This is a genomic window from Streptomyces sp. Je 1-332 (genome assembly GCF_040730185.1).
In the GTDB taxonomy this organism is placed as follows: Bacteria; Actinomycetota; Actinomycetes; order Streptomycetales; family Streptomycetaceae; genus Streptomyces.
Genome location: NZ_CP160402.1, coordinates 4,316,247 through 4,331,146 on the forward strand (window position 1 = coordinate 4,316,247; position 14,900 = coordinate 4,331,146).

Annotated in this window: 15 protein-coding genes; 7 read left to right on the plus strand and 8 right to left on the minus strand. The window is 69.8% G+C overall.

The window, feature by feature from the left end; translation table 11 throughout:
* The first annotated feature begins 180 nt into the window (after positions 1-180).
* The 4 genes from ABXJ52_RS19545 (at position 181) to ABXJ52_RS19560 (ending at position 4,781) form a co-directional block, all read left to right on the plus strand.
* Positions 181-1,452 (plus strand): aspartate kinase, encoded by a 1,272-nt coding sequence (locus tag ABXJ52_RS19545; protein WP_249588720.1) that lies wholly within the window; start codon positions 181-183, stop codon positions 1,450-1,452.
* A complete protein-coding gene (locus ABXJ52_RS19550) occupies positions 1,449-2,510 on the plus strand; it encodes an aspartate-semialdehyde dehydrogenase (RefSeq protein ID WP_367043884.1) in 1,062 nt (353 codons plus the stop codon). The genes ABXJ52_RS19545 and ABXJ52_RS19550 overlap by 4 nt, the downstream gene beginning before the upstream one ends.
* A gap of 376 nt (positions 2,511-2,886) precedes the next feature.
* On the plus strand, positions 2,887-3,546 hold the full coding sequence (locus ABXJ52_RS19555) for a SigE family RNA polymerase sigma factor (RefSeq protein WP_367043885.1): 660 nt from the start codon (positions 2,887-2,889) through the stop codon (positions 3,544-3,546).
* Entirely contained in the window at positions 3,543-4,781 is a 1,239-nt protein-coding gene (locus ABXJ52_RS19560) for a hypothetical protein (RefSeq protein ID WP_367043886.1), read from the plus strand. The genes ABXJ52_RS19555 and ABXJ52_RS19560 overlap by 4 nt, the downstream gene beginning before the upstream one ends.
* 82 nt (positions 4,782-4,863) lie before the next feature.
* Here ABXJ52_RS19560 and ABXJ52_RS19565 read toward each other — a convergent pair whose 3' ends face one another.
* A complete protein-coding gene (locus ABXJ52_RS19565) occupies positions 4,864-5,643 on the minus strand; it encodes an SURF1 family protein (protein WP_367043887.1) in 780 nt (259 codons plus the stop codon).
* A 73-nt stretch (positions 5,644-5,716) separates the two neighbouring features.
* The gene (locus ABXJ52_RS19570; protein WP_367043888.1) at positions 5,717-7,552 is read right to left on the minus strand and encodes a prolyl oligopeptidase family serine peptidase; all 1,836 of its coding nucleotides are present in this window, start codon (positions 7,550-7,552) and stop codon (positions 5,717-5,719) included.
* Between the two features lie 72 nt (positions 7,553-7,624).
* Between ABXJ52_RS19570 and ABXJ52_RS19575 the strand changes: the two genes are divergently transcribed.
* Positions 7,625-8,482: a class I SAM-dependent methyltransferase gene (locus ABXJ52_RS19575; protein ID WP_367043889.1), complete on the plus strand. Its 858-nt coding sequence runs from the start codon at positions 7,625-7,627 to the stop codon at positions 8,480-8,482.
* A gap of 7 nt (positions 8,483-8,489) precedes the next feature.
* Here the strand turns inward: ABXJ52_RS19575 and ABXJ52_RS19580 are convergent, their stop codons facing one another.
* The gene (locus tag ABXJ52_RS19580) at positions 8,490-9,086 is read right to left on the minus strand and encodes a hypothetical protein (protein ID WP_367043890.1); all 597 of its coding nucleotides are present in this window, start codon (positions 9,084-9,086) and stop codon (positions 8,490-8,492) included.
* A 114-nt stretch (positions 9,087-9,200) separates the two neighbouring features.
* On the minus strand, positions 9,201-9,752 hold the full coding sequence (locus tag ABXJ52_RS19585; RefSeq protein WP_367043891.1) for a hypothetical protein: 552 nt from the start codon (positions 9,750-9,752) through the stop codon (positions 9,201-9,203).
* Positions 9,753-9,908: 156 nt separating this feature from the next.
* Here ABXJ52_RS19585 and ABXJ52_RS19590 point away from each other — a divergent pair, with 156 nt between their 5' ends.
* Positions 9,909-10,175 carry a hypothetical protein gene (locus tag ABXJ52_RS19590; protein ID WP_367043892.1) on the plus strand — a complete coding sequence of 89 codons (267 nt, stop codon included), beginning with the start codon at positions 9,909-9,911 and terminating at the stop codon, positions 10,173-10,175.
* A 55-nt stretch (positions 10,176-10,230) separates the two neighbouring features.
* Here the strand turns inward: ABXJ52_RS19590 and ABXJ52_RS19595 are convergent, their stop codons facing one another.
* Positions 10,231-10,680, minus strand: coding sequence for a DoxX family membrane protein (locus tag ABXJ52_RS19595; protein ID WP_367043893.1), 450 nt, complete (start codon positions 10,678-10,680; stop codon positions 10,231-10,233).
* Between the two features lie 187 nt (positions 10,681-10,867).
* On the opposite strand from ABXJ52_RS19595, the gene ABXJ52_RS19600 reads away from it, so the two are divergent.
* The gene (locus tag ABXJ52_RS19600) at positions 10,868-12,088 is read left to right on the plus strand and encodes an amidohydrolase family protein (RefSeq protein ID WP_367043894.1); all 1,221 of its coding nucleotides are present in this window, start codon (positions 10,868-10,870) and stop codon (positions 12,086-12,088) included.
* A gap of 88 nt (positions 12,089-12,176) precedes the next feature.
* On the opposite strand, the gene ABXJ52_RS19605 is transcribed toward ABXJ52_RS19600, so the two are convergent.
* The 3 genes from ABXJ52_RS19605 to ABXJ52_RS19615 form a co-directional block, all read right to left on the minus strand.
* Complete coding sequence (locus ABXJ52_RS19605; RefSeq protein ID WP_367043895.1) at positions 12,177-13,109, minus strand: FkbM family methyltransferase; 933 nt, start codon at positions 13,107-13,109, stop codon at positions 12,177-12,179.
* A 97-nt stretch (positions 13,110-13,206) separates the two neighbouring features.
* Positions 13,207-13,968 carry a glycosyltransferase family 2 protein gene (locus tag ABXJ52_RS19610; RefSeq protein ID WP_367043896.1) on the minus strand — a complete coding sequence of 254 codons (762 nt, stop codon included), beginning with the start codon at positions 13,966-13,968 and terminating at the stop codon, positions 13,207-13,209.
* A 3-nt stretch (positions 13,969-13,971) separates the two neighbouring features.
* Entirely contained in the window at positions 13,972-14,760 is a 789-nt protein-coding gene (locus ABXJ52_RS19615; protein ID WP_367043897.1) for a GntR family transcriptional regulator, read from the minus strand.
* Between the last annotated feature and the right edge of the window lie 140 nt (positions 14,761-14,900).

The following is a 14,900-nucleotide window of genomic DNA, read 5'->3' on the forward strand; positions in this document are numbered from 1 at the left end:
GGCATGTGCCAAGCCGAGCGGTCGGAACGTACGCCCCGAGCAGCGGGAGCGTATGCCGACGTTGATCACGTAGTGGGCGGGACATCTCACCATGTGATATTCGTGAGGCGAATTTCGGCCGCTCGTTAGACTGAGCCGACCGCAGCAGTGCGGTGAAGACGGACTGAGCGAGGAGCGCACGTGAGCCTTGTCGTGCAGAAGTACGGAGGCTCCTCCGTAGCCGATGCCGAGGGCATCAAGCGGGTCGCCAAGAGGATTGTCGACGCCAAGAAGAACGGCCATCAGGTCGTTGTCGTGGTGTCCGCCATGGGTGACACGACGGATGAGTTGATCGATCTTGCCGGGCAGGTATCCCCGATCCCTGCCGGGCGTGAATTCGACATGCTGCTGACCGCCGGGGAGCGGATCTCCATGGCCCTTCTTGCCATGGCGATCAAAAACCTGGGTCACGCGGCCCAGTCGTTCACGGGCAGCCAGGCCGGTGTCATCACCGACTCCGTCCACAACAAAGCGCGGATCATCGATGTCACGCCGGGCCGCATCCGGGCCTCCATCGACGAGGGCAACATCGCCATCGTCGCGGGGTTCCAGGGTGTCAGCCAGGAGGGCAAGAACATCACCACGCTGGGCCGCGGCGGGTCGGACACGACCGCTGTCGCCCTCGCCGCCGCGCTCGACGCCGAGGTCTGCGAGATCTACACGGACGTGGACGGCGTTTTCACCGCCGACCCCCGTGTGGTGAAGAAGGCCCAGAAGATCGACTGGATCTCGTTCGAGGACATGCTGGAGCTCGCGAGCTCCGGGTCCAAGGTGCTGCTCCACCGCTGCGTGGAGTACGCCCGCCGTTACAACATCCCGATTCACGTGCGCTCGTCCTTCAGTGGACTTCAGGGCACGTGGGTCAGCAACGAACCGCAAGGGGACCGCAAGGTGGAGCAGGCCATCATCTCCGGTGTCGCGCACGACACCTCGGAGGCCAAGATCACGGTCGTCGGCGTGCCGGACAAGCCGGGTGAGGCCGCCTCGATCTTCCGCGCCATCGCGGACTCCGGGGTCAACATCGACATGATCGTCCAGAACGTCTCGGCCGCTTCGACCGGACTCACGGACATCTCGTTCACCCTGCCCAAGGCCGAGGGCCGCAAGGCGATCGACGCGCTCGAGAAGACGCGCTCGGCCATCGGCTTCGACTCCCTGCGCTACGACGACCAGATCGCCAAGATCTCCCTGGTCGGCGCGGGTATGAAGACGAACCCCGGCGTCACCGCCGCCTTCTTCGAGGCGCTCAGCGACGCGGGCGTGAACATCGAGCTGATCTCGACCTCCGAGATCCGCATCTCGGTCGTGACCCGCGCCGATGACGCGAACGAGTCCGTGCGCGCCGTGCACACCGCCTTCGGCCTCGACTCCGACACGGACGAGGCAGTGGTCTATGGGGGCACCGGGCGATGACCGGAAAGCCGACGCTCGCGGTCGTCGGAGCGACCGGGGCCGTCGGCGCGGTCATGCTCCAGATCCTGTCGCAGCACGCCGACATCTGGGGCGAGATCCGACTCGTCGCCTCACCGCGCTCGGCCGGCAGGAAGCTGGCCGTGCGCGGTGAGGAGGTCGAGGTCATCGCGCTGAGCGAGGACGCCTTCGACGGCGTCGACGTGGCGATGTTCGACGTTCCCGACGAGGTCAGCGCGCAGTGGGCGCCCATCGCCGCGTCCAAGGGCGTCGTGGTGGTCGACAACTCCGCCGCCTTCCGGATGGACCCGGACGTGCCACTGGTCGTCCCCGAGGTCAATCCGCACGCCGCGCGCGTGCGCCCGCGCGGCATCGTCGCCAACCCGAACTGCACGACTCTCTCGATGATCGTGGCCGTCGGCGCGCTGCACGCCGAGTTCGGTCTGCGTGAGCTGATCGTCTCCTCGTACCAGGCCGTGAGCGGCGCCGGGCGGGACGGCGTGGAGACCCTGCGCCGCCAGCTGAAGCTGGTGGCGGGGTCGGAGCTCGGCACGAGCCCCGGTGACGTACGCCGTGCTGTCGGTGACGACACCGGGCCCTTCCCGGAGCCCGTGGCGCTGAACGTCGTGCCGTGGGCCGGGACGCTGCGGGACGACGGCTGGTCGTCCGAGGAGATGAAGGTGCGGGACGAGTCCCGCAAGATCCTCGGCCTGCCCGACCTGAAGGTCGCGGCGACCTGCGTACGTGTGCCGGTGGTGACCACGCACTCCCTGACCGTGCACGCGCGCTTCGAGGACGAGGTCACGGTGGACCGCGCGCGCGAGATCCTGGCCACCGCTCCGGGAGTCGTGCTGTTCGACAACCCGGCCGCGGGTGAGTTCCCGACCCCCGCCGACGTGGTGGGGACCGACCCCACGTGGGTGGGCCGGGTGCGGCGCGCCCTGGACGATCCGACAGCCCTTGAGCTCTTCGTGTGCGGGGACAACCTCCGCAAGGGAGCCGCCCTGAACACGGCCCAGATCGCGGAGCTGGTGGCCGGGGAGCTCACCGGACGTCAGTAGTAGGTACAAAAACCCGCAGAAAGGTGCATGCGGGCGGGCAGAACAAGCCCCGAAGGCTCCCCGAGGCGGAAGACTTTGAGGGGTCTGTGTAAGTTCTGTGTCCAACTTGGTGGCCAGAATCGCTTGATCTGGACCATTGCCGCGTTCGAAGATTCGCAATATTCGTCCCCGTCCTCTGCAACCGGCAGCAGGGCGGGGCGCGTCTTTGCGATCGCCCTCCAGGGGGCGTGACCTGAGCGCTGCGAAAAATGGGCATAGGGGAAGAGCTGGTACGCATGGGGGCATTTGATGCATCGTCACCAATGGCGACGATGCCCGCCGCAAACGCGCCGCGCGATGCGTACAACCCTCAAGGGGGTAGGCGTGTCCAACAGGCGTGGCAGAGGTTCTCGATTTCACAGCGGTTCAGGCGAGGGGCGCGGCCCTGCGCCCGCCTCGCCGTCCCCGTGCGCCCGCCGGCATGCCGGTGATCGCCCCCATGCCCATCACGAGATCGGCCCGCATCCCGACGCAGCGCGAGGGCGCTGAGGAGGCGATGAGCGCGGGCACCACAGTCGACCACCTGACCGAGACCTACCGCGCCCACTACAGGTCGCTCCTCGGCCTGGCGGCGCTGCTTCTCGATGACACGGCCTCGTGCGAGGACGTCGTGCAGGAGGCGTTCATCCGGGTGCACTCGGCGCGCAAACGCGTGCGGGACCCGGAGAAGACGCTCGCCTATCTGCGGCAGACGGTCGTGAACCTCTCGCGTTCCGCGCTGCGTCGCCGCATCCTCGGGCTGAAGCTGCTCTCGAAGCCGATGCCCGACATGGCGAGCGCCGAGGAGGGGGCGTACGACCTCCTTGAGCGTGACGAGTTGATCAAGGCGATGCGCGGCCTCCAGCGCCGCCAGCGCGAGGTCCTGGTCCTGCGGTACTTCGCGGACATGACCGAGGCGCAGGTCGCCGAGACCCTGGGCATATCGCTCGGGTCGGTGAAGGCCTACGGCTCGCGCGGGATCGCGGCTCTGCGGGTCGCCATGGAGGCACCGGCATGAGCAAGCACGAGTACGGGCGCGAGCATGACGATGACAAGAGCGCCGAGTTTGAGCAGCACGCTGGGGACGGAACTGTGAACCACGGCCAGGGCGACGAGCCCACCGCACCCGAGCCCGACGAGCCCACGGCGGCGGAGCCTGCTGAGCCCGCCGCGGCCGAGCCCGGGGAGCCCGCCGCGGCTGAGCCCGAGGAGTCCGCCGCGGCCGAGCGTCGGGGCGGTGAGGCGCCGGGTTCCGTCTTCGGTGGTGAGGACGGCTCCGACGAGCTGGCGCTGCGCAGGATGATGCGTTCGGCCGTCCAGGAGATCGAGCCGGGCGACCGCGCTCTGGAGCGACTGCGGCACGCGGTACCGGCGCGGCGTCAGCGCAAGCGCCAGGCCGTGGTCGGCATGGCGGCCGCCGCGCTCTTCATCGGCACCGCCATCCCCGCTCTGGTGCACGTCACGAACTCCACCGGGGGCTCGGACGACCGGCCGTCGATAGCGGGCAACAGCGAGCAGACGCAGGGCGGTTCGAGCGAGGGCGGCAAGGGCCCTGACGGTGGGGAGAAGGGCAAGAGCGGCGACTCCGGCCCCTCCAAGTCCAAGGACAAGAAAGACAAGAAGGACAAGAAGGACGGCAAGGGGAAGGGTGAGGCCAGCGGCGGCGCGACCGGTGGTCCCGACCCGGCGGGTACGGAATCCGCCGGCTCACCCGCCTGCGCGGTGGACCAGCTCGGCGGCGCGAGCGGTAGCGCGGGCGCGCCCGAGGCCGACGGCAAGGTGTACGGCAGCTTCCGCGTCGCCAACGTCTCCGGCAGCAGCTGCACGGTCAGCGCGCCGGGCAGCGTGAGCACGGCGACGACGGGGGCGGCCGACCCCGGGAAGATCCTCATCTCCGACCATGTCGCGGGCGACGCGGCGACGGGCCTTCCGGACCCGGCGCAGGCGGTCAGCTCGCTGGTCCTCCAGCCGGGCGCCGCGTACGAGGTGAAGTTCGCCTGGGTGCCTTCGGAGGCGTGCCCGACGGACAGCGGTGAGCCTTCGCCCGACCCGACCCCCACGGAGGGCGGCGGCGCGGACAGCGGCGCACCGGGCGGCACGGAGCCGCAGATGGTCCGCGAGGAGGGCGGCGTCCTTGACGGCGGCGTGACGGTGTCCCTGACGGCCGCCGAGGGTTCGCCCGCGGCGGGCGCGACGATCACCAACGCGTGCGCGGGGACGGTCTACCACACGGGGATGCTGTCGGCGTCGTAGCGCGACGCGGTCGACGTCCGGGACGGGCTGGAATGTCCAGCCCGTCCGGCGTTCACGGCCATCGTGTGACAGGTCGTGAGAGCTATGACTCGGGCAGCAGCCCCAGCTGAGTGTCCCGCGCGAACTCCCGCTCACGCCGGAACAGCCGGAACCACATGAAGACGACGAACCCCGCGAAGACGAACCACTCCCCGGTGTAGCCGAGGTTCTGGAAGGCCTTGAGGTCGAGCCCGGAGTTGGCCGGCTCGGACGCCGGAACCGCCTTCATCCCGGAGTCACCCTTGGCCAGCGTGACCCAGGCGTCGTACACATCGCCCCGGACCACGTTCACCAGCGAGGCCGCGCTGATGGCGCCCAGCTGCCCGGTCGGCAGTCCGCCGGCCGAGCTGACCCCGTTCGAACCAGGGCTCTCGGACGCCTGGAGCGCGCCCGTCACGGTGACCTCACCGGAGGGCGCCGCGGGAGCCTTCGCCGCACTCGCCTTCCCGGGGAGCCAGCCGCGGACGACCGGCAGGTCCTTGCCGCTGTCGGTACGCAGCAGCGTGAGGACGTAGTAACCGGACTTTTCGTCCAACTCCCGGCCGGGCACCAGCAGTTGCCTGCCGTACCGCCCGGTGGCCGACACCTGTTCCCCGGACGTCTCCTTGTCCACGGGGAGCATCGAGTCCAGCGGCCGGGGCTCCTCCTGGGACCTGGCGGGCGATGCCTGCCGGTCCGCCTGCTCCTGCGCCGCGTCATGCGCCTCGACGCGGTCCTCGAAACGCCCCAGCTGCCATGACCCCATGAAGATGCAGAAGGGGATGGCCAGCAGTACGAAGACGTTGATCCCCCACCAGCGGGGCGTCAGCAGGAACCGGTACACACCCCCACGGTACGGGGCGTCCCCGGGAGGCAGGCCGGGGGGTGGCGGTGCCCTCCCCGCGGCCGAGCCCCGGCTAGCGAAGGTGGCGTTCGGCGAAGTCCAGTTCCAACCGCACCTGCTTGATCCGCTCGTCCACGACGAGCGAGCCGTGCCCCGCGTCGTACCGGTACACCTCGTGCACCGCTTCCCGTGCCTTGAGCCGGTCCACGTAGTTCTCGACCTGGCGGATCGGGCAGCGAGGGTCGTTCACGCCCGCGGAGATGTAGACCGGGGCCTTCACCGCGTCCACGTACGTCAGCGGGGACGAGGCCTCGAAGCGCTCCGGGACCTCCTCCGGCGTGCCCCCGAGGAGCGTGCGGTCCATGGACTTCAGGGCCTCCATCTCGTCGTGGTACGCCGTCACGTAGTCAGCGACGGGGACCGCGGCCAGCCCCACCGCCCACGAGTCGGGCTGGGTGCCGACGCCGAGGAGCGTGAGATACCCGCCCCAGGAGCCGCCGGCCAGGACGATGCGGTCCGGGTCCGCGAGGCCGGACGTCACGGCCCACTCCCGCACCGCGGCGATGTCCTCCAGCTCGATCAGGCCGACCCGGTGCTTGAGGGCGTCCGTCCACTCCCGGCCGTACCCGGTCGAGCCGCGGTAGTTCACGCGCACCACCGCGTACCCGTGGTCCACCCAGGCTGCCGGGCCCGCGGCGAACGCGTCGCTGTCGTGCCACGTCGGGCCGCCGTGGATCTCGAAGACCGTGGGGAGGGGGCCGGTCGCGTCGGCGGGCTTCTGCACCAGGGCGTGCACCCGGCCGCCGGGACCCTCCACCCACACGTCCTCCACCGGCACGGACGCCGGGGCCTTCATGCCGGGCGGGTCGAGGACCACACCGCCCGCCGTCGAGCGCACCACCGGCGGCTCGGCGGCCGACGACCACAGGTACTCCACGCTGCCGTCGGGCCGCGCCGTCGCTCCCGACACCGACCCCTTGGGTGTCTCGACCTCGATCAGCTCACGCGACGCGAAGTCGTACCGGAACAGCTCGCTGCGGGCCTCGAAACTGTGCGCGATGAGCAGGGCCGAGCCGTCGGGATACCACTCGGCGCTCACGTCACCCGGCAGGTCGAGGGCCAGGTCCGTCTCCTCGCCCGACGCGACGTCCCACACCATCGGCTCCCAGCGGCCCCGCCGCTGATGCCCGACGAGCAGCCGCGCGTCCCCGTCGACCGGCGCGAAGCCGAGGACCTCCAGGCCCAGCTCGACCGTGCCGCCCTTGGTGTCGTCGAGCTCGGCGACCGTGGAGCCGTCCGGCTTGATCACCCGGAGGGTGGAGTGCATCGCGTCGCCGTGCTCCGTGTGCTCGACGGCGATCAGTGAGCCGTCGTGGGAGAGGTCGCCGACGCCCGCGGACTCGCGGTGGCGGTAGATCTCGACGGGGTCCGCGCCCGGGGCCCGTACGACATGGATCGTCGAGCCGTCATCGTCCGTCGAGCGGCCGACGACGGACATGCGTCCGTCCCGCGCGAGGACGAGGCCCGCCGGATACGACGGCTCGAGGCCCGGCACCGCGGGCTCGTCGGCGGCGCCGCCCTTGAAGGGCTGGCGCATCCACACGCCGAATTCGTCCCCGTCCGTGTCGTTGAACCACCAGATCCACTCGCCGTCCGGCGAGACCAGGCCGTCCGTCGTGCCGTTCGGCCGGTCCGTCACCTGGCGCTGCTCGCCGGTCGCGCGGTCCCATGCGTACAGCTCGTACGTCCCCGTCGCGTTCGACACGAACAACGAACGGTCGGGGGCGTCCTCCGCCCAGTCGGGCAGGGACACCCGCGGCGCACGGAACCGCTTCTCCCAGTCCGGCATCTCCGCGCCCCCGCCCGCATCGCCGGTCGTCTCCACTGCACCCGCACCCAAGTCGCTCATGGACCCCATAGTGCACGTCCACGCCGACAATCCGCTGGCGAGGGTCCCCAGCCTGTGGATAACTTTCCGGACATGTACTCACCGACGCCATCCGACTGGCGCGAGGCCAACCGAAAACGCTGGGACGAACGAGTCCCCCTCCACCTCGCCAGCGACTATTACGACCTCGAAGCCTTCCGCTCGGGCAAGGACCCGCTGCGCCCCTTCGAGCTCGCCGAGGTCGGTGACGTCACCGGGCGCTCGCTGCTCCACCTCCAGTGCCACATCGGCCTCGACACCCTCTCCTGGGCCCGGCACGGGGCCTCCCGCGTGGTCGGCCTCGACTTCTCCGAGCCCGCCGTGGAAGCGGCGCGCGACCTCGCCGCCGAGCTCGGCCTCAGCGCCGACCAGGCGTCCTTCGTGGCCGCCGACGTGTACGACGCCGCGAGTGCGGTGCCGGACTCCTCGTACGACATCGTCTACACCGGAGTGGGCGCCCTGTGCTGGCTCCCCGACATCCAGCGGTGGGCCGAGACGGCCGCCGCTCTCGTGGCGCCCGGCGGCTTCCTCTACCTCTCGGAGTTCCATCCGCTCGCGGACATCCTGGACGACGCGACGGGCTCACGGATCGAGCACGACTACTTCGCCCGCGACGCCTGGATCGAGGAGACCCCGGGCGGCTACGCGGACACGACCACCCCCACGGTCCACAACCGCACCGTGGAGTGGCAGCACCCGGTGGGCGAGGTCGTCTCGGCCCTGGCGGCGGCCGGCCTGCGGATCGACTTCCTCCACGAACACGACACCACGCTCTTCGAACGCTTCGGCGCCCTCGAACTCCGCGACGGGGTCTACCGCTTCCCGGTGGACCGCCCCCGCATCCCCCTCATGTACTCCCTGCGGGCGAGCAGGGCGAGGGCGAGCGGGGCGAGGGCGAGCGGGCCACGCTGAGCCCGCCTCACATCGCCGTCGGCCGCATCCACCCCTCCCACACCAGCCCGTCGGACAGCGCCGCCTCGCGCTCTCCCCGGCGGGATGGTGCCGTCGACCCCGGGCCGGCCACCGGATCGAACTCCCCGAGCTTGGTCCAGCCCCACGAGCGCAGGACCTCGCGCCCCGGGTCGTCGTCCCGTTTGATGACCGCGACGACCAGATCGGCGGCGTGCCGCACGAGCAGCAGCGTGCGCAGGCGCTCCGAGACGCCCTGGCGACGGTAGGCGGGCACCACCATCAGCTCGGCCAGGACGAACACCCGCCCCGCGGCCGTGCGTTCCTCCACCTCCGGGGGCAGGACGCCGCGGAACCCCTCCCACCAGTCGCCGGTACGCGCCGCGCGGTAACCGTAGAGGCAGCCGACGAGACCCCCGGCGTCGGCGACGACCATGTCGAAGTCGGGCCGCTGCACGGTGCTCTCGAAGAGGCGCAGGAACCCCTGCCGGTCCCGGTACTCGGCGCCCGCGTCTCCTTCGTAGGCCTCGACGTAGACGTCGGCGACCGCTTCGCGCTGCTGCTCCGCCTGCCACCGGCTCAGCCGCCGCAAGAACACCTCTGCCATTCGTTCCTCCGCCCGCCCCCGTCGAGGGCTCCCCTCGACACCCCTCGACACTCCTCGCGCACCACGTCGCTCATCGCGGTCACCAAGCGCGGGGCAACCACGGGCCGGGCGGGGTCAGAGATGCATCATGGCCATCACTTCAGGGCTCCGCACGCCGGTCGCCACACCGGGCACCTCCTCGCCGGGCCGGATCCACCCCGCGTCCTCGGCCGCGGTGACGGCGGCCCTCTCCGCCATGTCAGCCTCGGCGTTCAGGCCCTCGTCGGCGCCCAGAGCCTTCGCCCCCGCCGCTGTCCCGGCGGCCAGTGAGGCTTTCAGGGCGGCCTTGCAGGACAATGCGGCCAACTCACCCTCAGCGTCGACAAGTTGAGCCATCTGTGAGGCCTGAGCCGCGGACGAAGCCGCGTTACGGGCGCACCGTGAATCCGCCGCCGGATCGGGCTCGCTCTCGGAGAGTACGGCGAGGGCCTGCGCCGCCACGCGGGCTGCGTGAGCCGCCTTCCATACGGCGTCCGCCTGCTCCTGGGAGGCATGTTGCTCTACGTAGCGACTGAGAGCCGCCGCCCGCGCGGCCGCGCTCTCGGCACGGGTGGCGTGCAGCGCCTTGAGGGACGCGGCCAGCGGCTCCCGCTCCACGTGGTCGTGACCGTGCTCGTGCTCGTTCACCGGCACCTCCATGCAGCTCTACGTGCGCACAGCGGATGTGCCGGGCAGGGTGGCACGTTGCCGCACAACAGACCAGAGCCACGTACGAACAGGGCAATTTCCCCCGCCCGCCCACTGGTACAACAGTCACACCAGCTACACGAGTGGAGAACGGCTTTGAGCAGCACGTGGCTCATCTACAGCGGAGCCCTGATGGTGCTCCTGTCCATCGGGGTCCTGATCTTCGTGGGCAGACCTGTCATACCTGCCTGGCGTGACGTCCCGTCGATAGTCGGCGGCGTCGGCATATTCGCCGTGGTGTGCGTCCTGGCTCTGGTGCTCGGCGCCCCGGCTCACATCGCGGTCTCCGGAGCGTGCTTCTGGATGGCTGCGGCCATCACCAGCGTGCACGCCGTGCGCGGCCGTACCGGAGCGCGACGCTGACAGACCGCGACGGCCCGCCCTCGGCATGAGCTGCTGGGTGCGGGCCGTCTCTCGTCTACAGGAAGAGTCCCAACGCGTCGTCCAGCGACCAGACCTGCCAGCCCATGGCGAAGAGGACGACGAGGGAGATGAGCGCCATCATCAGGTTCTGACCCTGCTCGGCCCAGTCGTGAATCATCAGCACGAAATAGATCAGGTTGAGTACGAGTCCGCCGATCAGCGCGATCGGTGTGAGGAAGCCGAAGATGAGACCGAGCCCGAGCGCCAGCTCCGCGTAGGCCACGATGTAGGCCATGAGCCGGGGGCGGGGCTTCACCGTCAGGTCGAAGCCGGACCGGACGAACTGCCAGCGGTGTTTCTCGGCGATGCCCACCGCCCAGCCGATGCCCCCTCCGGTGAACCACGTCTTCTTGTCCTTGTGACGCCAGCTCTCCAGCCACCACAGGCCGAGCCCGATCCGGAGCACGGCCAGCCACTCGGCCCCGCTGAGCCACATCGTCTGCATCGAGCGTCCTCCTTCAGCCTGCCCTGCCTCGACCTGACGGAGCGTCAGTTCAGCGGATCCCGCCCGATCGCGCAAGGGGTCGAGTTTCAAGCGGACTGTTGCCGTCATCGATGCGAGCCCATAACCTCAATCTGATGGCCCGTCAGATGCGTGTATGGGAAACCGGCAGGTAGTAGGGGGCACAGCAGTGGACAACAACGAGGTCGGGGCCAAGGAGCTCCCCCGCGTCATCAGCGTGGACGACCACGTGATCGAACCCGCGCACCTCTTCGAGAAGTGGCTCCCGAGCAAGTACCGCGACCGGGGTCCGAAACCCTTCACCGCAGGTATCGGCGAGCTGGAGTACATCGGCGGCAAGTACAAGTTCACGACGGACCCGGAAGGGCAGGTCACCGACTGGTGGGAGTACGAGGGGGAGATCTTCCCGTACAAGCGCATCATCGCCGCCGTCGGCTTCTCGCGGGACGAGATGACGCTCGACGGCATCACACGCGAACAGATGCGCCGCGGCTGCTGGGACCCGGCGGCCCGCCTGAAGGACATGGACGTCAACCACGTCGAGGCGTCCCTCTGCTTCCCGACGTTCCCGCGCTTCTGCGGACAGACGTTCTCCGAGGCCAAGGACAAGGAGGTCGGCCTCGCCTGCGTCCGGGCGTACAACGACTGGATGGTGGAGGAGTGGTGCGGTGACAGCGGCGGACGGCTGATCCCGCTGTGCCTCATCCCGCTCTGGGACGTGGATCTCGCCGTCGCCGAGATCAAGCGCAACGCCGCGCGCGGCGTGCGGGCCGTGACCTTCAGCGAGATCCCGACGTACCTCGGGCTGCCCTCGATCCACTCCGGTTACTGGGACCCGTTCTTCGCGGCGTGCGAGGAGACCGGCACGGTCGTGAACATGCACATCGGCTCGTCGTCACAGATGCCGGCGGCTTCCCCCGACGCGCCCCCGGCCGTTCAGGCCTCCCTGAGCTTCAACAACGCGATGGCCTCGATGATGGACTTCCTCTTCTCCGGAGTCCTGGTGAAGTTCCCCCGCCTCAAACTCGCCTACAGCGAGGGCCAGATGGGCTGGATCCCGTACGCCCTGGAGCGCGCCGACGACGTCTGGGAGGAGCACCGCGCCTGGGGCGGGGTCAAGGACCTGATCCCCGAGCCTCCGTCGACGTACTACTACCGGCAGATCTACTGCTGCTTCTTCCGGGACAAGCACGGTGTCGCCTCGATCGAGACCGTGGGCGTGAACAACGCCACCTTCGAGACCGACTACCCCCACGTCGACTCGACGTGGCCGCACACGAAGGCGGTGGCCGAGGACCACGTCGGCCACCTCCCCGAGGACGTGGCGTACAAGCTGCTGCGCGGGAACGCGATCCGGATGCTGGACCTGCCGTTCGACCGGGCCCTCTAGGGGGCCCTGGCGGGGGCGCCTACCCGTGGTGGACCGGAAGGATCCGGCTCCACCACCGGGCCGCCGCACCACCGGGTGAAAGCCCCGGTCAGTGCAGCGTCTCGGCGTCCACGCGGGAGAAGACCAGCTCGCTCTCGCCCACGATGGGGCCGCGCCACCGCACCGGCGGCTCCGGATGGCGGATCGCGCGCGGGTAGTTCTCGGGCCTGTAGTCGGTGGGCAGCCGGTAGGTGTGAAAGCCGTGCCGGGCCATGGTCGCCATCAACTCGTCGATGGAGTCGCCCAGTTGGGACATGCGGTCCGGGGTGACCTCCACGGCGATCTCCACATCCGGGCGAAGCTCTCCCAGGGCGGGGGCCAGCCCTCTGATGACGCCGCCTTCCGCGCCCTCCACGTCGATCTTGATCACGCGGGCCCTGCTGAGTTCGTCCTCGTCCAGGATCTCGGGCAGGGGCCGTGCCGCCATCTCGAAGCTGGACTCGGCAGGACCGTCGTACGGGACGATCGAGTTCGCGCCCATGTTGTTCGAGCTGGCGAGCACGAAGGTCAGCGTCTTGTGGCTGTCGGAGACCGCCGCGTTGACGGCGCGGACGTTGGCACAGTCGTTGAGACCGATGTGCTGCAGCACGCGGTCGTGGAACGTGCCGGACGCCTCGATCGCGACCACCCGGCCGGTGCTGCCGACGAGGCGAGAGCCCAGGACGGCGAAGTATCCGACGTTGGCGCCCACGTCGACGAAGGTGTCTCCTGCGCCGAGGCGACCCTGCAGCCACCGGGTCATGTGGGGCTCCCACACGCCGTAGAGGCTGATGAACCGCTGGATGAGATCGCGGGAGTCGCAGGCGAAGCGGGCGCCGAACCGGGCCTCGACCACGCGCTGACGTGGGTGGTCGCGCAGGTACGGGTTGAGGTACCGGGCGGAGAGCGGGCCCTTGAGCAGCGAGCCGGGAGCGTTGCGCACGTAGCCGCGACCGAGGGTGGCCAGCAGCTCCGACGCGTGGCGGGGGATGGCGGGAGGCATAGCCGTGACCGTACGAGTCCGCCGCGGCCGGGGCAAGATCGGCAGGATGCTACCGGCCACGCACGGCCCCACTATGAACCCCGCTACGAAGCCCCGGTCAGCCGGAGCCAAGGGGATAGCGCCACTCGAAGTGCTCCAGCGCTCGCGCCCTGGCCTCGACGACCGCCATCCGGGCAGCGCGCTCCGCCGTGTCGACGTGCGCCGCCTGCCCCGTCACCTGACCCTCCCACTTGCGGTAGAGCAAGCCCACCTCGGAGGAGAACCAACCCCGCGAGGTCGCGTTCAGGGCGAGCAGCAGCCCCGTGTCCTCCGACGCCGGCAGAGCCATCCAACCGCCCAGGGCCACGAGCAGCTCGCGGCGGACGAAGAGCGTGGCCGGATGGATCGGCAGCCGATAACCGTGACCCGCCCAGTAGTTGAGCACGTCCCGGCGCTCGATCGGCCCGTGCTCGGGGTCGCCCGGGAAACCTGCGGTGGACCCGTCGGGGAGCAGATCGAGCACGCGTGACGTCGCCCAGCCGATGCTCCGGTCAGCTTCGAGAGCCGCGAGGTCGCGGGCCAGCGCGCCGGGCGCGAGCTGGTCGTCCGCGTCCAGGACCTTCACGTACTCGCCGTCCGCGCCGGCCAGGGCGATGGTCCGCGCGACCCCGGGGCCGCCCGGACGCCCCTGCTTGAACGTGACCCGCTCGTCGTCGGGGACGTGCGGCGTGACCTGGTCGGTCGTCCCGTCCTCCTGGATCAGCCAGCGCCACTGCCAGCCTGGCGGCAACTCCTGCTCGCAGAGGGACTTGTACGCGTCAACGAGGAAACGCGCCGACGGTGCGTGGACGGCCGTGACGACGATGATGCGCCGGCTCACGGCTCACCACCTTTCCAGGGGAGTCGTGAAGAGTATTTCCGTGCGGTCTCCGGGCAGCGTGGCGCGGGACATCTCGACGAGGCGGTCGTCCGTGTCGTACAGGGATTTGCGCGTGACGAGAACGGCCGTTCCGGGCGGCAGGCCCAACTCCTGTGCCTCTTCCGCGGTCGGGGGCCGGGCCGTCACGCGTTCTTCGACACGGTCGATCTCGATGCCCACCGTGTGCAGTTGGTTCCATGTCCCGCCCGGCCACGGCTCGTTCGTTTCGTCCAGGAGCTCGGGGTTTCCCTTGACGAGGTCGCGGATCAGATACGACGTGACGAGGTTGAAGGGGCTTCGCTCGGCGCGGTATCGCGTCCGATAGCTCCGCTCGACGAGCATCGTTCCTTCGTCGATGCCCATGGCCGCCGCGATCTCCTCGGATGCCTCGATCTCGCGATACGCGGCGTGAAAGACGAGGTCGTCGACCGCAAGGCCCGTGTCGTGCTCGGTCGCGCCCGTCGCCTTTCGCTGTCGCTCGGGTGCGCGGGCCCGGTTCTTCTCCCATTGGTGCCGTGTGTTCGCGCGTCGCACCAGCACTCGGGGCCGGCGGACGAAGGTCCCGCGGCCGTGCTGCTTCTCGATCAGACCCTCGGCCTGGAGGACGCGCAGGGCCTGTTGGACGGTCGGTCCGCTGCGGCCGGTGCTCTTGATGAGGTCCGCCTCGGAGGGCAGACGATCGCCGGGACCGAGCTGACCTGCGCGAATCTGCGCCCGGAGCTCGTCCGCGATCTTCTCGTAGGCCTTGGCCACTGGTGCACACCCTCCTGCCGGACGGAGGTCAGCCTATGGCTCCTCAGGAGGTCTTACGTCGTCCGCAATCGCATCGGCGTGTGGGCGCCCCGCGTAGATCCCCGCGTACAAGCTGAAAATTCAAGGAATGCGGACCGCGT